The 23,678-nt window shown below is 39.8% G+C and carries 20 protein-coding genes, 4 tRNA genes and 2 pseudogenes; 6 read left to right on the top strand and 20 right to left on the bottom strand.

Going from position 1 to position 23,678, the window contains the following annotated elements; all coding sequences use genetic code 11:
* Positions 1–15 precede the first annotated feature (15 nt).
* Positions 16–396 carry a spore coat protein gene (locus tag CUU66_RS12525; RefSeq protein ID WP_101642658.1) on the bottom strand — a complete coding sequence of 127 codons (381 nt, stop codon included), beginning with the start codon at positions 394–396 and terminating at the stop codon, positions 16–18.
* Positions 393–659 carry a hypothetical protein gene (locus tag CUU66_RS12520; protein ID WP_026692012.1) on the bottom strand — a complete coding sequence of 89 codons (267 nt, stop codon included), beginning with the start codon at positions 657–659 and terminating at the stop codon, positions 393–395. The genes CUU66_RS12525 and CUU66_RS12520 overlap by 4 nt, the downstream gene beginning before the upstream one ends.
* Positions 660–1,037: 378 nt before the next feature.
* On the opposite strand from CUU66_RS12520, the pseudogene CUU66_RS12515 reads away from it, so the two are divergent.
* Together CUU66_RS12515 and CUU66_RS12510 are read left to right on the top strand one after the other, a co-directional pair.
* A pseudogene (locus tag CUU66_RS12515) lies at positions 1,038–1,235 on the top strand (transcriptional regulator); the annotation flags it as partial.
* A gap of 16 nt (positions 1,236–1,251) precedes the next feature.
* Positions 1,252–1,711, top strand: a pseudogene (locus CUU66_RS12510) (phage tail protein).
* A 384-nt stretch (positions 1,712–2,095) separates the two neighbouring features.
* On the opposite strand, the gene CUU66_RS12505 reads toward CUU66_RS12510, so the two are convergent.
* Positions 2,096–2,965, bottom strand: coding sequence for a LysR family transcriptional regulator (locus tag CUU66_RS12505; protein WP_101642656.1), 870 nt, complete (start codon positions 2,963–2,965; stop codon positions 2,096–2,098).
* Positions 2,966–3,068: 103 nt separating this feature from the next.
* Between CUU66_RS12505 and CUU66_RS12500 the strand changes: the two genes are divergently transcribed.
* The 3 genes from CUU66_RS12500 to CUU66_RS12490 all read left to right on the top strand — a co-directional run bounded on the left by CUU66_RS12500 (position 3,069) and on the right by CUU66_RS12490 (position 5,856).
* Positions 3,069–4,349, top strand: coding sequence for a benzoate/H(+) symporter BenE family transporter (locus CUU66_RS12500; RefSeq protein ID WP_101642653.1), 1,281 nt, complete (start codon positions 3,069–3,071; stop codon positions 4,347–4,349).
* Between the two features lie 212 nt (positions 4,350–4,561).
* Positions 4,562–5,425 carry a helix-turn-helix transcriptional regulator gene (locus tag CUU66_RS12495; RefSeq protein WP_101642651.1) on the top strand — a complete coding sequence of 288 codons (864 nt, stop codon included), beginning with the start codon at positions 4,562–4,564 and terminating at the stop codon, positions 5,423–5,425.
* 53 nt (positions 5,426–5,478) lie between these two features.
* Complete coding sequence (locus tag CUU66_RS12490; protein WP_101642649.1) at positions 5,479–5,856, top strand: VOC family protein; 378 nt, start codon at positions 5,479–5,481, stop codon at positions 5,854–5,856.
* Between the two features lie 102 nt (positions 5,857–5,958).
* Here CUU66_RS12490 and rlmH read toward each other — a convergent pair whose 3' ends face one another.
* The 13 genes from rlmH to CUU66_RS12420 form a co-directional block, all read right to left on the bottom strand.
* Positions 5,959–6,438 carry a 23S rRNA (pseudouridine(1915)-N(3))-methyltransferase RlmH gene (gene rlmH / locus CUU66_RS12485; RefSeq protein ID WP_101642646.1) on the bottom strand — a complete coding sequence of 160 codons (480 nt, stop codon included), beginning with the start codon at positions 6,436–6,438 and terminating at the stop codon, positions 5,959–5,961.
* Positions 6,439–6,532: 94 nt separating this feature from the next.
* Positions 6,533–6,691: a CxxH/CxxC protein gene (locus CUU66_RS12480; RefSeq protein ID WP_101642643.1), complete on the bottom strand. Its 159-nt coding sequence runs from the start codon at positions 6,689–6,691 to the stop codon at positions 6,533–6,535.
* 168 nt (positions 6,692–6,859) lie between these two features.
* On the bottom strand, positions 6,860–8,047 hold the full coding sequence (locus tag CUU66_RS12475) for a S1C family serine protease (protein ID WP_101642640.1): 1,188 nt from the start codon (positions 8,045–8,047) through the stop codon (positions 6,860–6,862).
* 169 nt (positions 8,048–8,216) lie between these two features.
* The gene (locus tag CUU66_RS12470) at positions 8,217–9,011 is read right to left on the bottom strand and encodes an MBL fold metallo-hydrolase (RefSeq protein WP_101642638.1); all 795 of its coding nucleotides are present in this window, start codon (positions 9,009–9,011) and stop codon (positions 8,217–8,219) included.
* Between the two features lie 6 nt (positions 9,012–9,017).
* Positions 9,018–9,809, bottom strand: coding sequence for a two-component system regulatory protein YycI (locus tag CUU66_RS12465; RefSeq protein ID WP_180955268.1), 792 nt, complete (start codon positions 9,807–9,809; stop codon positions 9,018–9,020).
* Complete coding sequence (locus tag CUU66_RS12460) at positions 9,796–11,121, bottom strand: YycH family regulatory protein (protein WP_180955267.1); 1,326 nt, start codon at positions 11,119–11,121, stop codon at positions 9,796–9,798. Before CUU66_RS12460 ends, CUU66_RS12465 begins: the two co-directional genes overlap by 14 nt.
* Positions 11,118–12,932 (bottom strand): cell wall metabolism sensor histidine kinase WalK, encoded by a 1,815-nt coding sequence (gene walK / locus CUU66_RS12455; protein ID WP_101642627.1) that lies wholly within the window; start codon positions 12,930–12,932, stop codon positions 11,118–11,120. Before walK ends, CUU66_RS12460 begins: the two co-directional genes overlap by 4 nt.
* A gap of 5 nt (positions 12,933–12,937) precedes the next feature.
* Complete coding sequence (gene yycF, locus CUU66_RS12450; RefSeq protein WP_180955271.1) at positions 12,938–13,651, bottom strand: response regulator YycF; 714 nt, start codon at positions 13,649–13,651, stop codon at positions 12,938–12,940.
* 516 nt (positions 13,652–14,167) lie between these two features.
* Positions 14,168–15,568, bottom strand: a complete 1,401-nt coding sequence (locus tag CUU66_RS12440; protein WP_101642618.1) for a peptidoglycan DD-metalloendopeptidase family protein — start codon at positions 15,566–15,568, stop codon at positions 14,168–14,170.
* Between the two features lie 298 nt (positions 15,569–15,866).
* Positions 15,867–15,939 (bottom strand) — tRNA-Phe (locus tag CUU66_RS12435).
* Positions 15,940–16,106: 167 nt separating this feature from the next.
* Positions 16,107–16,182, bottom strand: a tRNA-Asp gene (locus CUU66_RS12430).
* Between the two features lie 30 nt (positions 16,183–16,212).
* Positions 16,213–16,284 (bottom strand) — tRNA-Glu (locus tag CUU66_RS12425).
* 5 nt (positions 16,285–16,289) lie between these two features.
* Positions 16,290–16,365, bottom strand: a tRNA-Lys gene (locus CUU66_RS12420).
* Between the two features lie 377 nt (positions 16,366–16,742).
* On the opposite strand from CUU66_RS12420, the gene CUU66_RS12415 reads away from it, so the two are divergent.
* Entirely contained in the window at positions 16,743–17,225 is a 483-nt protein-coding gene (locus CUU66_RS12415; RefSeq protein WP_101642616.1) for an 8-oxo-dGTP diphosphatase, read from the top strand.
* A gap of 801 nt (positions 17,226–18,026) precedes the next feature.
* Here CUU66_RS12415 and CUU66_RS12405 read toward each other — a convergent pair.
* The 4 genes from CUU66_RS12405 to CUU66_RS12390 all read right to left on the bottom strand — a co-directional run bounded on the left by CUU66_RS12405 (position 18,027) and on the right by CUU66_RS12390 (position 23,666).
* Complete coding sequence (locus CUU66_RS12405; protein WP_101642614.1) at positions 18,027–19,319, bottom strand: adenylosuccinate synthase; 1,293 nt, start codon at positions 19,317–19,319, stop codon at positions 18,027–18,029.
* A 253-nt stretch (positions 19,320–19,572) separates the two neighbouring features.
* Entirely contained in the window at positions 19,573–20,937 is a 1,365-nt protein-coding gene (dnaB, locus tag CUU66_RS12400) for a replicative DNA helicase (protein WP_101642612.1), read from the bottom strand.
* Between the two features lie 300 nt (positions 20,938–21,237).
* A complete protein-coding gene (gene rplI / locus CUU66_RS12395) occupies positions 21,238–21,687 on the bottom strand; it encodes a 50S ribosomal protein L9 (protein ID WP_101642610.1) in 450 nt (149 codons plus the stop codon).
* The gene (locus CUU66_RS12390) at positions 21,684–23,666 is read right to left on the bottom strand and encodes a DHH family phosphoesterase (protein WP_101642608.1); all 1,983 of its coding nucleotides are present in this window, start codon (positions 23,664–23,666) and stop codon (positions 21,684–21,686) included. The genes rplI and CUU66_RS12390 overlap by 4 nt, the downstream gene beginning before the upstream one ends.
* Positions 23,667–23,678 lie beyond the last annotated feature (12 nt).

Here is a 23,678-nt window from a genome sequence, read left to right as displayed (position 1 = left end):
ATACAGCCTCCTTTGTTATTGTTTATCAGAATGTTCATCAGGTGTCTGGGCAAACAAACCTTTTCTATTAGTCTCCACAGGGAATAGATTCATTTTGCCAATCATGACCGTATTATTGGCAGAGAGCTGATCTAGTTTATACTGTTCACTTAGTTCGTATGGATGGAACCACTTTTTATTAATCATAAGTTCTGTAATTTCCTGATGCATCGCAATCCCCTGCATTAGCTGATCCCGTAAAAGGGCCCTAACATCCGGTGACGCGGATTCTGTTAATGCCACAGCAATATTCCGAACCCCTTCTTTTGCACGAAGAAGGAAGTCCATAGCAAAAGTGGTGTCTGCAAGCTCAGGTACATGTATGGAGTTTATTGGGTCTAAATAGTCATTGTTCAATGCATATGCACTCCTTTCAAGTTTACTGTTGGTGTTGGGCGGTTTTCAGGAACAGGAGCTTCGAATGGTGCTCGTTTATAGACTTCCTGTAACTGTCCAAGCGCTTGTATCGATTGTTCAACATCTTTTTTCATTAAATTTCTCAAATCATCATCAAAAACCAATCCTTGCATTAATTTCGATTTCCCTACACAAAGCGTCTTAAAATTAATGACTTCATGTAAGTCCAAGGACTCATGGGCAGCTAATTTTTGATTATCCATTCATTTCACCCTCCATGTATTAAAATTCAATCAATAGTATTATTCCGAAAAAAAAAATTCTCATTCTGTCCGAAATACAATGATGGAAGAAAAAATCATCTGTGGTTGAAAACAGTCTAGAGACTTTACATACTTCAATGTTTGTCCATAAATTAGAGCTTTTACAAAAAAAGGATTAAAGTTCCTTATGCTGGGGTTATTGGTCAGTGTACGTAAGTTCGTGTCTGTATTGTTAAAACCAGCCGCCTCTATTTATGGCCGGTCAATGTAAAAATAGAAGTAGTTGTGCCAATTAAAAAGGTCAGTTTCCTATAAAGAAAACTGACCTCAAGAATTTTATTTATTAAATGTAACTTTCTCTGTTATGTCACCAAGTGTGGAGAATACCTCGTTGTAAAAGGGGAAGCAGTGACCGCTGATACATTGAGTAATATGCTTACTGGTATTGCTTTTGGTCAAGTCTTGCCAGAAGCAAAGAATTTTGCCTATGTTGGCGGGCCAAATGCAAGGGTTGTGATGGGGCAGCGTAACGGCTTAGTATTTGGAGAAATGTGGATACTTGTTGTTAGGAAATAAAGAGATAACTGGAGGGATGGAATTGTCCTATATTGTAGATTTTAAAAATGTGTCTACGGTTGATTTAGAGTCTTCACCTGTCACAGAAACTCTTGCTGGTTTACGTGCTAATGATGCCCGCTGCTATATGAACAAATACAAGCATGACTTTACGGTTGTACCAGCTAGCGTCCTGCGAGACACTTGATTATGTGAACCGATTTTTGAAAGAAGAACGTGATATTGAGTTTGCGGCCAAACCATTAGAAACGTCGCGTTTTCAGGTGGAAAATATCAATATGGCCAAAGTCTTTTATGAGGATGGTCTTTCTCATGTATACGGTTGATGACACTAAGAAGCGGGCCGTTGGTTTTAAGCTTTCTCAAGGGTATGGAGATACCAAAGGAATTAGAAGGAAAGTTTAAGTTTGCCAGGCAGAACTAAACTAGCTGGAACAATTCGCGGCTCGTTTTTTGTGATTAAAGGAGAATATTAAAAGTAAGTAAAACTATGCATATAAGAGGACTCCAATCATTTTTTATATTTGTTCAATCAAGATTTTCTTCAGCTTGATAAGATATCCTGATTGAACAAAAAAGCAAATTCATTGCAGGAGTAAAAACAACTATTCACCCAATGAATGTTCATACAGCTAATCAGATAACAAAACGGCACCTCTCCATAAAATTTATCGAAAAAACCTCATTTACTTATGGTACGGTTCTCCGTAACGAATCTAAATGATGTTATAAAACCATGAATATATTTTATTTTTCATTTAATGATCTACTTTACCACAGTCAAAACTAATACCTGTTTCATTTTATTTGCCATTTTTCAACGTTGAAGTCTTTTACTTTTGAGTAAATAATTTTAGTGTCTAAAAAAGATTTAAAAATTCTTTTGCTGCTTTTGATAAGTAACTATTCTTCCTCCAAATTACTTTAGGTTCAGATATTAAGGTCTGATCCTTTAGCTGAATGACTCTCAATCCTCCCAATGAATGGAGGGATAATAACGACAGTGGTAAGATCGTTGCACCAAACCCCGATGAAACGAGGCCAAGTAACATAATTAAATCCTGACATTCGCACAGTATATTTGGTTCTAAATCTAACCGTTGAAATTCATTGACAATTTGTCCATACGCACCTAAACCATAGTTTGGTCGTAGAAGAATCAATGGCAAATCGATAATTTCCTCTAACCTGCATTGTTCTGATCCATTCCACATCCATTTTTCAGGTAAAACAAGCACATATGGGTCACTTTTCAATGTCATTTGAGAGATACTTTTTTCTGTTATTGGACTATTTGTTATCGCAATCTCAATCTGACGTTTAGATAACATTTTTATGAGATGAATCGTTTCACCTTCCCATACTTTGAAAGTAAGGCCAGGATTTTTCTCACGAATATCTACCACCTTAGAAAGAATTAAAGATGCACAATAAAGATTGGATCCAACAGATAAAATCCCACTGGCGTCTTTCCTCAATTCTTGAACTTCAACCATTGTTTCATCAAGTTTATTTAAAAGTTCTTTTGCTCGAAGAAGTAATCTTTCCCCCTCCAAGGTTAAATTAAGACTTTTGTTATCTCGATCAAATAAAATGACGCCTAGCTCTTCTTCCATTTGTTTGAGTTGTCTGCTCAAAGGGGGTTGAGCAATATTTAATTTCTTTGCAGCGGTCGTGATCTTACCTTCTTCTGCTATAGTGACAAAGTATTTTAACTGTCGAATATCCAATATGAAACCTCCATCATACTCAAAAGATATAGCAAAAAGACAAAACAGATATTTTAAGTATTGATAAATTGAGTATACACTAAGATGTAGTGTAATTCATTAGTTGAAGGAGTGTGACTTTGTTGTTCAAAAAAATACCATACAATTTCCAAAGCTTTTATCGGTTGGGAATATATCGAATGGATTTGTGGCCTGGCTATTTGGTTCAGCAGGACCATTATTAATTGTTTTACAAGCTGCTGCAAAAGGTCATTTGTCTGGTAGCATAACCAGCTCATGGATTTTCGCCATTTATGGAACGGGGGGACTCCTAACGCTCATCGTCTCCTTATATTATGGACAACCCATAGGCTATGCCTTTTCAATACCTGGAGCCATTCTTGTCGGCTCAAGCTTAACCCATTATTCTTTCAACCAAGTGGTAGGAGCCTATATTATAACCGGGATCCTTATTTTTCTTTTAGGATTATCTGGCCTTGTTACAAAATGGATGAAGGTTTTGCCTATGCCAGTTATGATGGGGATGGTGTCAGGCGTCTTACTCCCTTTCGGAACTGAAATGATCGGCTCGGTTGTAAAAAATCCTTTACTCAACGGAATCCCGTTACTTGTCTTTCTTGCTCTTTCTTTTTTCTTACGATTTTCAAAAAAGTTTCCGCCTATATTAGGGGCGATCATTGCGGCAATTCTTTGTCTTAAATTTTTGCCGAATGTTTCTGTACAGCCTCTCCATATAACAATGGGCATTCCCCATTTTATCATCCCATCATTTAGTTTTTCCGTTGTAGGGGAACTTGTCATTCCATTACTCTTAACGGTTATTGCCATTCAAAATGCCCAAGGGATTGCTATGTTAGAGACCCATGGCTATCGTCCACCGATCAATGCCATGACCAATTGGAGCGGAATTGGTACCATTATAAATGCTTTTTTGGGGGGCCACCCAGCCTGTATTGCAGGTCCCATGACGGGCTTACTTGTTAACAAAGAATCAGGCAAACTTGAACATAGGTATGTCGCTGCTATTGTATTAGGAGTATTATCCTGTCTATTAGCTCTATTCTCTCCAATAGCTTCGCAAATTCCACATGTCATTCCTGCCTCATTAATTCAATTACTAGGTGGCGTCGCCATGATTAGTGTGCTGGTTGACTCTTTGAAAATGAGTTTCTCTGGTCCATTCAAATCAGGGGCCCTCTTTTCCTTTATAATCACAATCTCTGGGATCTCTATTCTCCATATCGGAGCGCCATTCTGGGGTCTGGTTGGGGGTACCTTGGCCACCGTGTTCTTGGATAAACAAGATTTTTATAAATCCGAATCAAGTGACCAAAACAATGAAACTAACTTGAGTGAAGCTCTTTGCAAGGACAAAATTTCCTAACACCGTTTCTTTAGACCTCGGATACATCTCATGACAAAATAAATGACACCTAGACATAGTGCAGTCTAGGTGTCATTTATTTCTTTGTATAGAATAAAAACCTCATTTACTTATGACCCAAATTCATTGGTAATATATATGAACATACTTAAAATCCCATTATTATGTATAATATTACTATAGAAAAATAAGTTACCTATGGAGATTATATTATGACAAAAAATGATTCTACCAATTTCGTGTTACATGCAAAAAGTGACGGGTTTTACTGGGAGGGTATTGGTCAACTATCCATTAAAACATTCTTCAATGGTAAAGCCCATTATAAGACTAATAAAGGCTTTTTTGCTGTTGAAGAGAGTAGATACCTACTCCTTAATGAAGGCGCATACACAATATCCATTGATGAAACTAAAATTGTAGAATCCTTTTGTGTTTTCTTTAAAAATGGATTTGCAGAAGAAGTCTATTACTCATTAAATGAAACACAGGATAGTCTTTTAACCGATCCATTTAAGGATACAAGTTCTATTGGTTTTTTTGAAAAAACCTATTATAAAAATAAAACTTTATCCTCTCAACTGGAAACTTTTAAACATAGATTACCTACTCTTGATATAGATTCCGTTGGCTATGAGGAACAATTTCATAAGATAATGTTTTCTATTTTAAATGAACACTTTAATACATATAAAAAAATTGAATCAATACATGCAATTCGTAATACTACTCGTGAAGAACTATATAGAAGGGTGAGTATTGCACATGATTATATTAGATCATATTTTAATCAACCTATAAAACTAGATGAAGTTGCTAGAGTTGCTTGTTTATCACCTAACCATTTATTAAGAACTTACTATCAAATATATGGTAGAACACCTCATCAGCATATTTCAGAATTTAGAATACAAAAAGCAAAGCAACTATTATCAAACACAGAAAAAAATATGACTGATATAACCTTTTTACTTGGATTTCAAAACCCTGTATCCTTTAGCAAAATGTTTAAGCAACATGTTGGTTTTTCTCCTAAAGAATATCGAAAAAAAGTGATATTGGATAAGAAATTATAGATGAGATTCTTTATTCTTATTAGGAGTAAGAAATTTGAAGGGAGAAAATTTTTATGGATACTACAATGATTAAGAATGTTGGGCAAATTGGAATACCTGTAAAAGATATAAATAGGGCACTGGATTTTTATAAAGATAAACTAGGACTCTCTCTATTATTTAACACGGATATTATGGCATTTTTTGAATGCGATGGCCTGCGGCTCATGTTAACACTTCCAGAAAAAGAGGAATTTGCCCATTCAAGTTCGGTTATTTATTTTCAAGTCGCTAATATTAAAGATACCTATGAGCGCTTAGTAGGTAAAGAAGTTATCTTTATCGATGAACCACATGTTGTAGCGAAAATGGGACAAACAGAAACATGGATGGTATTTTTTAAAGATACAGAAGGTAATACTCATGCATTTATGAGTGAAGTACAAGTTTAAGAAATCAAAAGGAGACCGTCTAAATAACCAACGGTCTCCTTCAATTTAAATTAGCCTTTTTAATAAATCTTTCCAGAGTTACTTCTACCCTCTGCTTTCCCACTATTTGTGGTACGGTTCCCCCCGATTAATCCGAAAAGCCCGATAAATTTGTTCCACTAGTATCAACTTCATTAGCTGATGCGGAAATGTCATCTTCGAGAACGATAATGCTTCGTCCGCACGCTGCATGACAGCTTTACTGAGTCCCAGCGATCCGCCAATAACAAAGGCCACTTTGCTTTTGCCATAGGTGGCCAGCTTGTCTAAACTTTCAGCTAGTTCTTCCGACGATTTCTGCTTCCCCTGGATGGCAAGGGCGATGACATGCGCATCCGGGTTGATTTTGCTGAGGATGCGCTCGCCTTCTTTGTCCTTGATCTGCTCCATTTCGATTTCACTTAAGGTTTCGGGAGCTTTTTCATCGGGAACTTCTATTAAGTCAATTTTTGCGTAGGGTGACATTCTCTTTACGTATTCCTCGATTCCCTGTTTCAAATACTTCTCTTTAAGTTTTCCAACCGTCACTATAGAGATATTCACACTTTACACCCACTTTACAAACAGATTACAAACAAGATATCCACAGAGGTTATCCACATATCCACATTTTCTATCCACATGTTGTATGAGAATATTAGTTCGCCACTATATATACAGCGGGATTTTCGCAGTATTCACAGGTTGTTGATATCTCTTCGGTAGAGGATACTTCCTTTAAAAAAGGTGCTACCTCATGCTCATCCACTACAGTATCCAGGGCGATATCTACATGTTCTTTACAGCAATAAATCATATTAACTCTCCTTTTCCATGGGTTTTCTTTTATACTTCCCCTAAATTCTTTGTATTTGCATTTATCCACAAATAATATGCAGTTTGGCTGTTATACCCATTTATCCACAAAGTGAATAGTACCATGAAAAGAAAAAGCAGGAAAGCGTATGCCTTCCTGCCTGATTTATTAGAACGTGTCATTGCTGCTCAGAGTCATGGTGACTTCCTGCTTTTTGCCCTGGCGATATAGTGTAATCTTCATGGACTCACCGATTTTCTTTTTATTAAATAGATGCTTACGCAATGCTGCTACATCCTTGATTTTCTCGCCATCCATCTCGACAATCACATCAAACTCCTTGATGCCTGCTTTATCGGCTGGCGTCCCCTGTTCCACCTGGACAATGGCTACACCAGATGTGACATCATTAGGAAGCTTTAATGTATTCTGCTGATGATATTGGGAGATTTCTTCAACTGAACGAAGCTCTACACCCATATATGGCCTGCGTACTTCTCCGTAACGTTCAAGGTCTTCGATAACTGGAATTGCGGTATTGATCGGAATGGATAATCCGATTCCCTCTACTGCATTCTGGGCAATTTTCATGGAATTGATACCGATTACCTGGCCGGCAAGATTCACTAATGCACCGCCGCTGTTCCCCGGGTTAATCGCTGCATCCGTCTGAAGGACCTCTGAATTCCAATCGACTGTTCCATCCTGGTCCACGTCGATTTCAATCGTACGCTCAAGGCCGGAAATGACACCCTGCGTAACTGAGCCTGAGAACTGCAGGCCTAGCGGGTTACCGATGGCCAAAACTGGTTCTCCTGCCTTTAAGGCTTCCGAATCACCAAAATCAGCTACCGTTTTGACTTGTTTGGCATCTACTGATACCACAGCAAGATCGGTCCAAATGTCGCTTCCCTGCAATTTCGCAGGTATTTTAGTGCCATCAGCTAGAGATACTTCTAATTTGTTTGCATTTTCTACGACGTGGTGATTTGTTACGATGTAAGCTTTGTCCCCTGCCTTTTTGTACACTACCCCAGAGCCGGTTCCCGCTTCTCCGCTGCTATTATCCCAGAATCCGGATTCCTGAATATTAGTAATGCCCACCACAGCATCTCCGGCTTTTTCAACCGCTTCCGTCACTGCGGTATTAACGTTTAATGAAACATTTTGTTTTAATTTAGGCTGGTCATCATTGTTCGTACCAGCAACATCGCTTTCCTCTGATCTCAAGTAGGGAAGAGCAAAGGAAATGATCAGTGCCCCAATGATGGCGCCAATTAATCCCGAAAAGAAATAACCCTTTCGGCTGCCTCTTCTAGATGAACTTCTTTGATAATCCTGGTCATAGTACCCCATCGTCCAACCTCTCTTCTTTAAATATGCTTTTTTACCCAAGGTCTGGGTACGCTGTAATCCTAATTATACTCATTTTATTTCAAAATTCTAACTTTAAGGCTGCTGCCTGTACAAACTTTTGAATACAAAAAAAGAATGAAGCTGCTCCTTCATTCTTTCCCTGCTATAATCAGACACAAACAAGATCTGTCGGAATTTTACAGTCTGTGTCATATATTTCGAATTGTTCTCCAACCCGGATTCCTCTTGTTTCAAGGGTCTGTGCAACCGACATTCTTGCCAGGTCCTTCATGTTGTTATCAAGGCTCAAGTGAGCTAAGTAAAAACGCTTCGTATGATCTCCAGCTACTTCACTCATTGCAATCGCAGCATCTTCATTGGAGACGTGGCCAACGTCGCTTAATATTCTTCGCTTGGTATTCCAAGGATATCGGCCCATCCGCAGCATCTGGACGTCGTGGTTGCTTTCAAATACATACATATCCGCATTTGAAATAGTCCCCTTCATACGGTCGCTTACGTAACCGGTATCTGTTATCAGGACTAGTTTCTTTCCTTCATGGTGGAACACATAAAACATTGGTTCGGCAGCATCATGGGATACCCCAAAAGATTCAATATCCAGGCTGCCAAATGTTTTTACTGTTTCCATGTCAAACGTAAATTTCTGATCAAGCGGGATCTCGCCAATATTCCGTTCCATGGCCTGCCATGTTTTTGCATTTGCATAAACGGGAAGCTTGTACTTTCTTGCCAGGATTCCAAGCCCCTTAATATGATCACTATGCTCATGAGTTACAAGCAGCCCTGTAAGCTTTGAAGCATCACGGCCGATCTGCTTAAATAAAAGATCCATCTGTTTGCCGCTTAAACCAGCATCAACCAAAAAAGACTGTCCATCCGCTTCTACATAAATCGCATTTCCCGTACTCCCGCTGGCGAGAACACTAAAATGCATTGCCATATCTATTCACTCCATTTTCTTTTTATCTGGTGTCACTTGAAAGATCTGTCCTTCTAAGGCGTTGACGAAGAAGTCTTTTTTATTATCCAGAACAATATGCCAGGTAGGTGTAAGCACCTGGGTCGTTTTTGCAGGCACTACCGTGTAGTAGCCCAGATAAGCTTTTTTAATCTCCGTCTTTTCTTCAAGCTTTCCTTTATCAAAAAGTGTCTCAACCGCTCTAATCGCAGGGATGACTTCTTCCTTTTCCTTAAATTCCTCAATATTATTAAGGAAGGTTTGATTATACGCATAAACCTGCTTTTGTTTATTCAAAAACAGCTTAATTTCTCCATTTTGGTTCATGAATAGCGTTTTGCCCTTGTAAGTCTGGGACAAATTAATAGTACTACCTTCTTTGTTATATTGCCAGTATCTGTATTCAGTCGCATACAAAATATATTCCCGGACAAATTTTTCAACTTCCTCTTTATCTTCGGGATCATTCAGCTGGTATGGCACTTTAAGGGTAGAATATATGGACGAACGGTTATTGATTACTTTCTGATCTTTGATCGTTTTTATATCATCATCTTTAAAGATCTTGCTTTTTGCAAGAATATATTTCTCACTTAATTCTTGTTCCCGCGGCACATTGTCATACTTAATATTATTCTCTTTTAAACGATCTTCGAAGCTTGCTTCAGTTTGAAATTCGAGCTTCGAAGAATTTTTCTTTTGTATAAACTGATAGACCAGAAATAAATCCAATACCAAAAAAACGAGGATAAAGATGGTCTTTGTTTTATTCCAATCCAATGATATCGCCTCCCGGCTTGCCGGAAGGTACTCGCTTCCAAACTCCGGCATAACGGTAATACCAGGCTGGCTCTAAGCTGACGAGAACCTCAGTATCACGCTTTAACTCATACCCTATCCTGATATCCTGCACTAAATCCATCTTAATGTTCTTGATTGCATTCAGCTCCTGAAGAACTTCTTCTCCACTTGCCATCTTAGCCTTGGTGAGTTCGCTCGGCATAAGAAAATCTAAGGTATAAAATGGTCTGCTATATTGATAGACATCATCTTTTCCCCAGTATTGAACAATTTCAGACATCCCAGATTCATTAAAGACTGGCAGTCCGTCCACAAATAAACGAAATGTAATTTTCTCGTCTAATGAATTAAATCCAGCAAACCGGTATTTATCTTCCCATCCTGCATGCTGATTCACAAAATCAATGCTTTTTCGTAAAAGTTCTGCAGTACTGCCTGCAAAATTTGTTTCATTTGTGTGATTTACATAATTAAGAGTCATTGTGTCCCAGTAAATACTCAATACACTGTATCCGTCCATATAAACTTCTCCTGTTGTTACCGGATCATGTTCGACATAATTTGGATCACTAAAAAGGGCATCCTTAAATTTATCGATATCCAGTACAGAAGTCTTATAATTATATCTAGGAACCTCGATCTTTTCATCCGGAAGAAAAACAGCGCGATTTTTTGATATTACATGTTTTTTATACGTTTTGTCCTCATATAGAGCTGAGGCAAAGCGGTAAAAATTCCGGCTGAAATTATCCAGTGAAGAAGAGTTCACACGGGATTGATAGATTTTGCGATCCGCATATGAAATAAAATATACAGGCATGGTTTTGTCATGTACATTTTTAGAGTTAAACACAATCCTGTCAAAACTGCCCCTCGGCAGGTTTTGTTCTTCAATGGCCAATACTGAATTATAGAGGTGAAGAGGAACTCTTTCAGGAAAAATAATTTCTGTTTTTCCTTCACCATGGACAAAATTCAGGTATTCTTGTTCTGAAACACGATCAGAAACGTCGCTGAACTGCGTAAAGGACCAGTTTGTAATTTCCTTCATCACCTTTTCAAGCTCTGCTTCATTTGAAGTTACAAAATGCTGCTTATTCTTATGAAAGATGATTTCCATGGGTTTAACAATACTGCCCAAGGGCTGTTTATTTTTAATAGATACCTGTATAAACTCACTCTGGTCAACTGGTTTTAAGTTTGGCTGATAGGCCCAGATACTATAGGTCAATCCGACACTTATTAACACAAGAAGGCACAAGATCATACTCTTATAGGTTTCAAACCTCATGACCATTCATCCTCTTGTTCAGGGTCGAAAGGAAGGGTAAAGAATATCGCGGTTCCTTTTCCTTCTTCACTTTCTGCCCAAATTCTCCCGTTATGGGCGGTGACCATTTCTTTCGCTATCGCAAGACCTAAGCCTGTACCTCCAAGCTTCCTGGAACGTGCCCGGTCCACTCTGTAAAACCGTTCAAACACTTTAACTACATTATCCTTTGGTATTCCCATACCCTGGTCTTTAATGCTTACTTCAATTTCGTTATCTAATTCCCGGACACGGAATCTGATCTTCCCGCCTTCAGGTGAATATTTAAGAGCATTCGAAATGATATTATCAATGATCTGTGTAATTTTATCTTCATCGATTTCAACAAAGATCGACTTCTTCGGTAATTCACGGACGAAGAAGACATTCTGATCTTTGGACATTTCAAAACGGTCGATAATATGGTGGAAGAACTCTGTAAAATCAACCCAATCCTTTGTGATTTTATAGTCCTTGCTGTCTAATTTAGATAGCTGCAGGAGGTCATTGACCAGACGGATCATACGCTCTGTCTCTTTTTGGGTAACCTTTAAGAAATTAGGGGCAATGTTTTCGTCTCTCCATGCACCTTCTGATAATGCTTCTAAATAGCTCCTCATGGTAGTAAGCGGCGTCCGAAGCTCATGGGATACGTTAGCCACAAACTCTCTTCGTTCCTCTTCTACTTTTTCCTGCTCGGTAATATCATGCAGTACGGCGATGAGTCCGTTCACAAAGCCAGTTTCACGCTGAATGACAGAGAAGTTTGCCCTTAGAATCAGGTCTTTAGCCGAAGTGCTGTTATCAAGAATAACGGATTCCGTTTCCTCCATTAATTCCTCAAAGGTATATTTATCTTCTAAGCCAAGCAGTGGGACGATTTCCTGCGTAATGACTGTTTCACGTGAAACATCCAGCATTTTAGCAGCCTGTTCGTTGATTAAAATAACCCGGCCTTTCCTATCGGTCGCAATGACCCCATCCGTCATATAAGAAAGGACGGAAGATAATTTTCTCCGCTCGCCTTCAGTTGAAGACTGGGCATCCTGCAGCTTTTTTGTAAGGTTGTTAAAGGTGATAGCCAGCTGTCCAATTTCGTCATAGCCGTACACTTTAACCTTGCGAGAAAAGTTCCCTTTCGCCATTGCAAGCGCCTGTCTCCTCATATCTGACATAGGCCGCGTGATGGTTTGAGCAAGCAAAATACCTAATATTGCTGTGATTCCTAATGCAATGGCCGTCCCTGTGGCAAAGATCTTATTGATCTCTTTAATCTGTGAAAAGACCGTTTCAATATTCGCTTGTAAATAGATAGCCCCGATTGTTTCATTTTTCGATTTTATCGGAGATGATAATATCCAGATTCTCTTGCCGTTCTTCACCTTGATATTTTTTTGTTCCGTACCCTGCAGAGACATTTTTATGATATTATCCGTTGTTCTCTTACCGATAATGCCGGCATCATCCGAGTTGGATGTTCCGATAATCTTGCCGCCGCTGTCAATAACGCGGATTTCCTGGATATCCCCTGCTCTTTTATCCTTTAAAATATCATTAACATCTTCTTCTAAGGTCGAAGAATTTTTATCTCGTTCTTTAACCATCTCTTCTTCAATACTGAAAGATAGTATATTCACCTGCTGGCTCAGTGAGTTTTCAAAATTTGCTTTTAGTTTGTCTTCCAATCCATCTACAAAATAAACACCAATAATTTGCATTGCTACAAGGATCAGCAATACATAGATTAAAACAAACTTAAGATGAATAGATCGGAAAAAGCCTACCTTCTTCATCCAAATTACTCCTGTTCAGGGTTGCGCAGGTAGTAGCCCACACCGCGTCTAGTTACAATCCAGGCTGGGTGGCTTGGATTGTCTTCTATTTTTTCTCTTAGACGTCTTACCGTAACATCTACCGTTCTAACATCTCCATAGTAATCATAGCCCCAGACGGTCTGCAGCAAATGCTCCCTTGTCATGACCTGTCCGATATGTTTAGCGAGATAGTGGAGAAGCTCGAATTCTCTGTGTGTAAGTTCGATTGTATCGCCTCGTTTAGATGCAATATACGCATCTGGATGGATCACAAGGGAACCGACTGTAATTTCCTTAGAATCATCATCTTCAGATCCCTGGCTGGCGACAGTCTGCTGTCTGCGCAGGTTTGCCTTTACCCGGGCAATAATTTCCCTTGTACTAAAGGGCTTAGTCACATAATCATCCGCACCCAGCTCAAGGCCTAATACCTTATCAATTTCTGAATCTTTAGCTGTGAGCATAATAATCGGAATGTCATACTTCTTTCTCACTTCACGGCAAACTTCCATGCCATCCCGGCCTGGCAGCATGATATCCAGCAAAATAAGGTCCGGTGTAATTTCTTCCACCATTTTTACTGCTTCATTTCCATCGTATGCACAATGAACATCGAAGCCCTCTTTTTTCAAGTTAAACTGCAGGATGTCTGCAATTGGTTTTTCATCATCAACTACTAGGATTCTTTTATCCATGATAATGCTCCTTTATCCTAATCTCGTAAAAGATTGAACGTTAATTGTTATTGTAGAATTTATCAGTTTATAAATGGATCTAACATATGGTAAGACATATGTTCTCTATTATAATTTATCATGATATAAAGACTAAAGCATCTTTTAAAACTAGATTGGAAAGGGTTTACTATAAAAATGGCAATAACGTGGAAATGATTGAAGCAGGCAGAAATGATGTATTTTTGCCGTTAAAAGGTTATGCTGGGATAATTATAATATGGGTGTGGGGTAATTTTTGCAGTAAACCATTAAGCATTAATCAGATTCATGTTATTTATAGATATTCGAAACACCCCCTTATTTTATGGGGGATGAATATATTCTGCAGGGCATTTTAACTTTCTGGGGCAAAATAATGGTTGCAAGAGGTGAATGGAATTTATTGTTTTCCATTGTCTATGAAGGCTTTCTTATCCTTAATTATAACATATTTTGTCTGACTCAGCCTATAAAAAATAGCCTCCGGATTACCGAAGACTATTGGTGTATATAGTTTAGAGGGTTTTGAAGCTTGCCGTTTTTATATACTTCAAAGTGGAGATGAACTCCGGTTGAGTCTCCTGTAGACCCCATAATACCTATTTTAGAACCGGCGGAAACGATATCTCCTTCATGTACTGAAATAGAATTCAAGTGGCCGTACAGCGTTTGATAGCCATTTTTATGATCAATGATTACCTTATTTCCATAGCCATTGCTCATTCCAGCAAATATAACGACTCCATTGTCACTCGCTTTGATCGTAGGGTCGGATGGGCCTGCGATATCTATACCTTTATGAAGTTTACCCCAGCGGTAGCCCAGCTTGCTGGTGATAATGCCGCCAACAGCCGGCCATTCAAAGGTCCCTGTTCCCTGTGATGGAATCATTTTAGTCCCTTTTTCAACGATGGTAGCGACTGGTTCAGCCACGACTTCCTGTGACTTAATATTCTTTTTAACTTCTACGCCATTTTCCACAGAAACAACCGAATGAATTACTTTTTTTCCGTCTTTGCCTTCCTGCTTAATACGGGTCTGTCCTTTTGGCAGGCTGGTATTTGTTATGACTTTTTTAGCACTTGGGATCGTCTGGTTTTCAATCACTTCTTTATTAATCATAACATCCACAAACGGTTTCTCTTCTTTAACTTTTACAGTTTCCCCCTTTTCCAGCTTTGTTTTTTCTTTTAGGGCGGGATTCAACTGTACAAGTTTCGTTGTATCTATTCCATACTCTGAAGCGAATGTATTTATCTTCTCATCATGTTTTACTTGATATATTTTTTCTTTCTCGCTGCCATTATTTAAGACATTCAGCGCCTCTTTTGAACTAAGAATCCGAGAAGGCTGAACAGCACTTTTCGTAATGCTTACTTCTTCTGAAAGCCGAATATCATTAATTTTTATATTACCGTCTGCTTTGCCCTTTTCCACCGCTTCTTTTTCCGGTTCAGTAAGATATTGATCAGTTAAAGCTTTCACAGTATTTGATGCTTCCTTTTTTTCAGGAAGGAAGGCAACTTCTTTTCCATCCACTTCTATTGCATAGGATTTCGCTGCTACAGGTAGCTCCTTTAAATGACTTATAACCTTCTTATTTTCTGTTTCCGGAATTAAAACCTGTTCGGGTACGACGGAAACATCTTTCTTTAATGTAAATGAATAATCAGGATATTCCTTTTGGGCCCGCTTCAATTTTTCGTTTATAATCTTGTGCACTGCCCCGGAATCGGAAACAGTTCCGATATGTTTTCCTTTGTAATAGACCTTGTATTCCATAGGAAGGATCTGGCCAAAGACAGCGGCTGCATGAAGAGATACGAAAGAAAGGATGATAACAATAAACAATGCTCTCTTAAGCAAAGCTTCACTTATATATGGATTAAAGTTAAACATAAACAAATTTCCCCCTGCATAGCTCCTTAAAGGAGTTCTCTACAATAAGATTTTCTATGTATATAATCTTCTAAAGCACTATAAAATCTAGCATACTTTTATTCTAAATAGGTAAAAAGTAATAGTTTTGTAACATAACTGTATAGCCTGCGACATTTTACTGGCAGTTATAGTTCAATAGGTGTTATATTTTCCATTTTAATTAACAAATCTTAACTTGGTAGTTCATCCAGAAAGAGGCATAAGATAGGTTAAAAAGAGGCATAAAAAAAAGCCCTGACAGGGCTTTTTCAAAGGATGGCTCAGGACGGAATCGAACCGCCGACACAAGGATTTTCAGTCCTTTGCTCTACCGACTGAACTACTGAGCCATATATGATATGGTTTATCTATACTTATACGGATCTAATTACCTTCACCTAAATCTCAGACAGACGATGCAAGCAGCCGCTCGATTTATGTGCTGAAGATGATCCTTAGCAGCTTACTCGAACGTGATCTACCGACTGAGCCATTACAACTTACTCTTATGTATAAATGGCGGTCCCGACGGGAATCGAACCCGCGATCTCCTGCGTGACAGGCAGGCATGTTAACCGCTACACCACGGGACCTTACTATTATAATTTTTTCCAAAAAGGAAATGACCCCTACGGGATTCGAACCCGTGTTACCGCCGTGAAAGGGCGGTGTCTTAACCGCTTGGCCAAGGGGCCAGTAATGGTGAGCCATGAAGGATTCGAACCTTCGACCCTCTGATTAAAAGTCAGATGCTCTACCGGCTGAGCTAATGGCTCTTTATAAAAATGTTAATTCCGCTGATGAGTATTATCAAATAATGAATAGCTATCCGAGGAAACAACCTCTAGACGACACTCAAGTCTCAGACCGTTTCACAAGCAGCAGCTCGACTTGAGCGCTGATGATGGAGCTTCGAAGCATATTGGATCGTGCTCTACCGGATGAGCTAATGGCTCTCAATGCTGATTAACATCAGGCTGTTCATTTCGTATCTCAGCGACGTTTTTAATAGTAGCATAGAAATATATTCTATGGCAACTACTTTTCTAAAAAAATATTATTAATTATTTTTTTGTTATAATTAAAGTAATTAAAGGCTGAATAATCAAAATATTACTTTAGTAATGTAGTTAAATTAGCAAGGAGTGCAGGTATGGAAACAATTGAATATGGAATGTACACGATGTGTATGATTCAAGAAGGAAATAAGATTCTTTTACAAAAACGACCCGGCGAACGAGGCTTCCCGGGATTCATTGCCCCAGGTGGAAAATTAGAATTTCCAGAGAGCTTAACAGAAGGAGCAGTACGTGAAGTAAGAGAAGAAACCGGGCTGATAATTAAGCCTGAGGATTTGATCTATAAAGGCCTGGATGAATATGTGGATCCACAGAATAACTTTCGATATATGGTCTTTAACTATCTGGCCTGTGAATTTAAGGGGGAGCTGCTGGCTGATCCACCAGAAGGCGACCTGATCTGGGTGGATGTCAATGAAGCAGCAAATCTTCCCATGCAGTCCTGGTTTAAGAGACGACTGCCATTATTTTTTAAAGAAGGAACATTTGAAATATCTATCGTTTGGGATGAAGAGCATCAAAAGACGATCGAGGACAAGGTCAGATTGCTTAAATGAGGAATGGTGAACCGGCTGCTGTTACGATTGACTATGTGCAGTTCAATGACGGTGCCAAATAGGTTCGCTGTAGATCTCGTAATGTTTTGAAGGCAGTTCTAGCCGCAAGGTGAACCCTCCACCCTCAAGGGACTTACCGAATTTTAATAAATAAACACCATTTATTTAGGTATTTTAAAGATTTTAGTACTTTTATATACTTTTTTGGTTCCAGCTATGCACAATAGAGTGTGATTTAAGAGTTTTACCGTGATAAACAAAGAGTTTAGTAGAATGTGAAAGGTTTATGCTTATCTCACTAAATCGAATGCTTATGTTCATCCTATTATGATTAACTCAAAGCCTTTATGCTTATCTTATAATGAATATGCTTATCTTGGAAGCGAGGCACAGTCATGATAACTTCTACTGCAGGACGTCCCATTTTTTCGTAAATCTCGACAGGTATGCCGCGTCCGTTATCCTTAACTGTAATACTGTTGTCTTCCTCAATAATGATATTTATTTCATCGCAATAACCCCTAATCAAAGCCCCGCACTTTTACTTCTGCGGGGCTCTCAACTTATATTGCTGCTTTTTTTCAAGGCTCTCGCCGTTTATTGCCGCAGTTTTTTGTCAATGCTCTCACCGTATATAGCCCCGCTCTTATTTAATATAGAAGCAAGGATCATAATTATACTTCCAGAAGCCGCCTTGCCCGCCTCTCCCATGCCCCAAAAATCCTTTTCCTGCCGATTTCTTTCTCGAAACGTAAAAAAGGAGCAGTGAACCTATCACTGCTCCTTCACTCATATAACGTTTTAAACAAGTCTCCAAGGACTTCTTACGATGTTTGTCTGTGTACGGTCTGGTCCCACTGAGAACATGGATAATGGAACGCCTACCAATTGAGATACACGCTCAATGTAGTGGCGCGCATTTGCAGGGAGCTCGTCCAGCGATTTGCAGCCTGTGATGTCTTCCGTCCATCCTGGCAGCTCTTCATAGACAGGCTCGCTTTCAGCCAATACTTTCAGGCTTGCCGGATATTCTTCCATCACCTTGCCATTGTGGCTGTATGCAACACAGATTTTCAGGGTTTCAATGCCTGTTAGGACATCAATGGAATTAAGAGAAAGGTCTGTTAATCCGCTGACACGTCTAGCATGGCGTACAACAACTGCGTCAAACCAGCCTACACGGCGTGGACGGCCTGTTGTAGTTCCGTATTCACGGCCTACTTCGCGGATTTGGTGGCCTATTTCATTATCAAGTTCTGTCGGGAATGGGCCGTCTCCCACGCGGGAAGTATAGGCTTTACATACTCCGACAACATGATTGATTTTGGTAGGGCCAACACCAGAACCGATGGTAACTCCGCCGGCAACTGGATTTGAAGATGTTACGAACGGATAGGTGCCTTGATCGATATCAAGCATAACTCCCTGTGCTCCTTCAAAAAGAACCCTGCGGCCTTCGTCAAGAGCATCATTTAACACAACAGATGTATCGCAGACATATTGTTTGAACTGCTGTCCGTACTCGTAGTATTCATCTAATATCTCTTCAATGGTAAATCCTTTTGTTTCATAGAAGCGCTCTAAGAGACGATTCTTTTCTTCAAGATTTCTAGACAGTTTTTCCTCGAATACCTCACGTTCTAATAAATCACAGATTCGAATACCGTTCCGTGCTGCCTTATCCATATAGGCAGGCCCGATGCCTTTTTTAGTGGTGCCGATCTTATTTGCGCCTTTGCGCTCTTCTTCTACTTCATCAAGCCTTAAATGATATGGAAGAATTACGTGAGCGCGATTGCTGATGCGCAGATTATCAGTTGTAATTCCACGTTCATGCAAATAGGCAAGCTCCTGTACAAGCGCCTTAGGGTCTACAACCATCCCGTTGCCGATCACACAAATTTTATCGCTGTAAAAAATGCCGGATGGAATTAAGTGTAATTTATAAGTTTCACCGTTAAATTTTATAGTATGACCTGCATTGTTACCGCCTTGATAGCGTGCAATAGCCTCTGCATTTTCTGATAAGAAATCTGTAATTTTGCCTTTTCCTTCGTCACCCCACTGGGTTCCTACCACTACAACTGAAGACATTTACCTTGCACCTCCAAATTTTACGTCCAGCTGAATTATAATCAGCTGCCTATCAAACATCATAATTTTATCAATAAAAATAGTCACAGTCAAACAAAAACCGAACAATTATTGGTATGCTATAAGTTTCGTTCGCCAATTTATCACTTGTTCTTTTCCATCTTTATTATTTTCAACTAATATTTCCGTTCTATGTATATATTCATTCTCTCCTAATGCAAAAAAACCACCAGTCGATACTGATGGTTTCAATTTAAGCACCCGGCGGAACAGATGCATCATCAAATCTTCGTTCAAGATTGACGAATTTATTATATTCTTTAACAAAGGCCAGTGAAACAGTACCTACTGGACCGTTACGCTGCTTAGCAATAATGATTTCGATAATATTTTTGTTTTCACTTTCTTTATCGTAATAATCATCACGATATAAGAACGCGACTATATCGGCATCCTGCTCAATACTTCCTGATTCACGGATATCTGACATCATAGGTCGCTTATCCTGACGCTGTTCCACTCCACGAGATAATTGGGATAGAGCGATAACAGGAACTTCAAGTTCACGTGCAAGGGCTTTTAATGACCGGGAAATCTCAGATACTTCCTGCTGTCGGTTTTCTCCGGATCTTCCATTCCCTTGAATAAGCTGGAGGTAATCAATGAGAATCATTCCAAGGCCGTGCTCCTGCTTTAAGCGGCGGCATTTAGAACGGATATCCCCGATTCTCACACCAGGGGTATCATCAATGAAGATCCCGCTGTTTGAAAGGCTCCCCATAGCCATGGTAAGCTTACGCCAGTCTTCATCTGTTAAAGAACCGGTACGCAGGTTCTGGGCATTAATATTGCCTTCCGCACAAATCATACGCATTACAAGCTGTTCAGCACCCATTTCAAGAGAAAAGATGGCAACATTTTCACTGGTTTTGGTAGCAACATTTTGGGCAATATTTAAGGCGAAGGCCGTTTTACCTACTGACGGACGTGCAGCCACAATAATCAAGTCATTTCGCTGAAATCCGGCAGTCATCCGGTCGAGTTCCGCAAACCCTGTTGGTATTCCAGTAACATCGCCTTCTCTATTATGAAGAAGTTCAATATTATCATAAGCCCGGACCAATACGTCCTTAATGTTTTGGAAGGCACCGGAGTTCTTCCGCTGCGCCACTTCCATAATGCTTTTTTCTGCTTCTCCTAAAAGGCTCGCTACTTCATCTTCACGCGAATACCCTTCTGTAGCAATATTTGTCGCTGTCCTGATCAGCCGTCTTAGGAGTGCTTTCTCTTCCACAATTCTTGCGTAATATTCAATATTGGCCGCTGTCGGAACAGAGCCGGCCAGCTCACTAAGATAGGATACTCCTCCCACGTCTTCAAGCTGTTTTGAAGCCTGGAGCTCCTCGGTAACAGTCACTAAATCAACAGGCTTGCCTTCATCATTTAATTTAACCATCACATTAAATATTTTCTGGTGGGCGTTTCGGTAAAAATCTTCTGGTATTAAAACTTCAGAAGCAAGTGTTAGTGATGAGGGCTCAAGAAATATCGCTCCGAGCACTGCCTGCTCGGCTTCGATATTCTGTGGAGGAATGCGGTCCGTATACAATTCGTTCAATCAGTTGTCCCCCTCTTTTGCCTATTTCTAATAAGCTCTGTTAAACATCTGTTGGTTTCCGCACCAGGCACACGCTTTCCGCAGGCAGTCCGGGAGCCTTCCCTTGACCCTCGGAGTCCTGCACCTTCCGCTGAGTGCCAAAATCAACAATGATTAATGGGCTTTCTTACAATCTATTATATTAATAAACAATCTGGCTATATTATCAAAATCTAGTTATTTAAGGACATAAAAAAGTGATGAGACTTCACATAAGCCTCATCACATTTTATCATTTTTATTCAACTATTTCACGACCAATTATTTCTGTTCTTTGACAGCGACCGTTAAGGTGCCCGTTACTTCGTTGTGAAGCTTCACTGGAACCTTGGTATGCCCGAGGGTACGGATTGCATCTTCCAACTCTATTTTACGCTTGTCAATTTTAATGCCATGCGTCTTTTGGAGCTCTTGGGCAATCTGCTTACTCGTAATAGAACCAAACAATCTTCCGCCTTCACCGGACTTAGCCGAAAGCTCCACAGTCAGCTTTTCGATTTTTTCTTTAAGACTTTGAGCTTCCTGAAGATTTTCTTCCGCTACTTTTTCTTCTTTTTTCTTTTGGGCATTCAAGGCTGCCATATTTGTATTTGATGCTTCTGCTGCAAGACCTTGTTTAATTAAAAAGTTATGTGCATAACCATCAGCTACGTTTTTGATTTCGCCTTTTTTTCCTTTTCCCTTAACATCTTTGAGGAATATTACTTTCATTCTTTTTGTCCTCCTTCTAAATACTCATCTATAGCCTGAATTAATCTGGCTTCGGCATCATCAATTGTTGCATCTGCTATCTGAGTTGCAGCATTTGTAAGGTGGCCTCCGCCATCCAGTGCTTCCATAATAATCTGTACATTGACATCTCCCAATGATCGGGCGCTTATTCCTATGGTATCTTCATCCCTTCTGGAAATAACAAAGGAAGCGATGACGCCATCCATGGTGAGTAATGTGTCGGCTGCCTGAGCAATCAGTACCTGATTATTCATTTGATCCGGGCTGCCTTTTGCGATTGCAATACCTTCTCTATAAAAGGAAACCGACTCAATCAGCTTCGCTCTTTTAATATATGTGTCTACATTTTCCTTTAAGAACTTTTGTACAAGGACCGTATCTGCCCCATGCGCCCTTAAATAAGATGCAGCATCAAAGGTCCTGGCGCCTGTCCGCAGTGTAAAGCTTTTTGTATCAACGATAATCCCGGCAAGCAGTGCTGTAGCTTCAAGCATTTCAATTTTACCACGTTTCGGCTGATACTCCAGCAATTCAGTAACCAATTCGGATGTGGAGGAAGCATATGGCTCCATATAGACCAGGAGTGACTTGGCTATAAATTCATCCCCTCTTCTGTGATGGTCAATGACAACTACCTTATCAAACCGGTTAAGCAGCTTTTCATCGATCAGCATAGACGGTTTATGGGTATCGACAACCACCAGCAGAGTTTCATCCGTGATCATTTCATACGCTTCTTCAGGACTTATGAAACGCTCAAACAAATCAGGAGTCTGCTTCGTTTCTTCGATCAGCCGCTGCACACCTGTATCCAGCTCATTGAAGTTTATGACTATGAACGCGTCCCGCTGATTCATTTCAGCAATTTTTAATATCCCGATGGAAGAGCCTATAGCATCCAGATCCGGGAATTTATGGCCCATCACAATCACTTTATCACTATCTACTACAATATCCCGCAAAGCATGAGAGATGACCCGTGCACGTACTCTGGTCCGTTTTTCAATAGGATTGGTTTTCCCGCCGTAAAATTTAACTTTGCCATTTGTTAACTTGATGGCTACCTGGTCTCCCCCGCGGCCCAGCGCTAAATCCAGGCTCGATTGGGCCAGAGTTCCTAGCTCCGGAAGAGAGGATACACCGGATCCCACCCCGATACTAAGGGTCAACGGAACATTTTGTTTGGCAGTCATTTCCCTTACCTCATCGAGGATGGAGAATTTACTCTTCTCCAGATGATGAAGAATATGTTCATTGTATACAGCGATAAATCGATCCGTAGAGATTCTTTTTAAGAAGATTCCATTATCCTGAGACCACTTATTCAATAAGGATGTCACCAGGCTGTTTATATTGCTCCGCCGGTGGTCGTCCATTCCCTGAGTAAGGTCATCATAATTGTCCAAGAAGATGATCGATATAACCGTCCTTTCATCCTCATACAGCTTTTCAATTTCTACCTGTTCGGTTACATCAAAGAAATACAGCAGTCGTTCCTCACGTTTGTGGATGACTCTGAATTTCCGGTCAACCAATGTGATGGTTTCTGACTCTACTTCCTGTTTAATTAACGGAACCAATGAATCTGCTACATCATACAGTGACCTTCCCACCAGCGTATCTTCATTAAAGCAGGAAGACATGAAAGGGTTTGTCCACTCTATAAAATAGTCATCATTAATCAGCATAATACCGATAGGCATTTCCAATAACGCTTCCTCGCCGACTTTTTTGAGGCGGTACGAAAGCGTAGAAATATATTCTTCCGTCTGTTGACGGGTCTTATATTCCATTTTAAGAATGATATAAAACAAAGCTCCCATTATAATGGCAGCTGCTGCAGCAATCATCCATTGATAAAAAGCCAGAACAGCCAAGAGAGCATAAACGGCCGCTATCAGTCCGTAAATAGAATATCTTATTGACTGTCTGTGCTGTTTATTTAAGTTAGACGGCATTTTTCCAGCTCC

Source organism: Peribacillus deserti (assembly GCF_002863585.1).
Taxonomy (GTDB): Bacteria; Bacillota; Bacilli; order Bacillales; family DSM-1321; genus Paraperibacillus; species Paraperibacillus deserti_A.
Note: the sequence above shows the minus strand (reverse complement) of the source record. Positions and strands in the feature narration are given on the sequence as shown.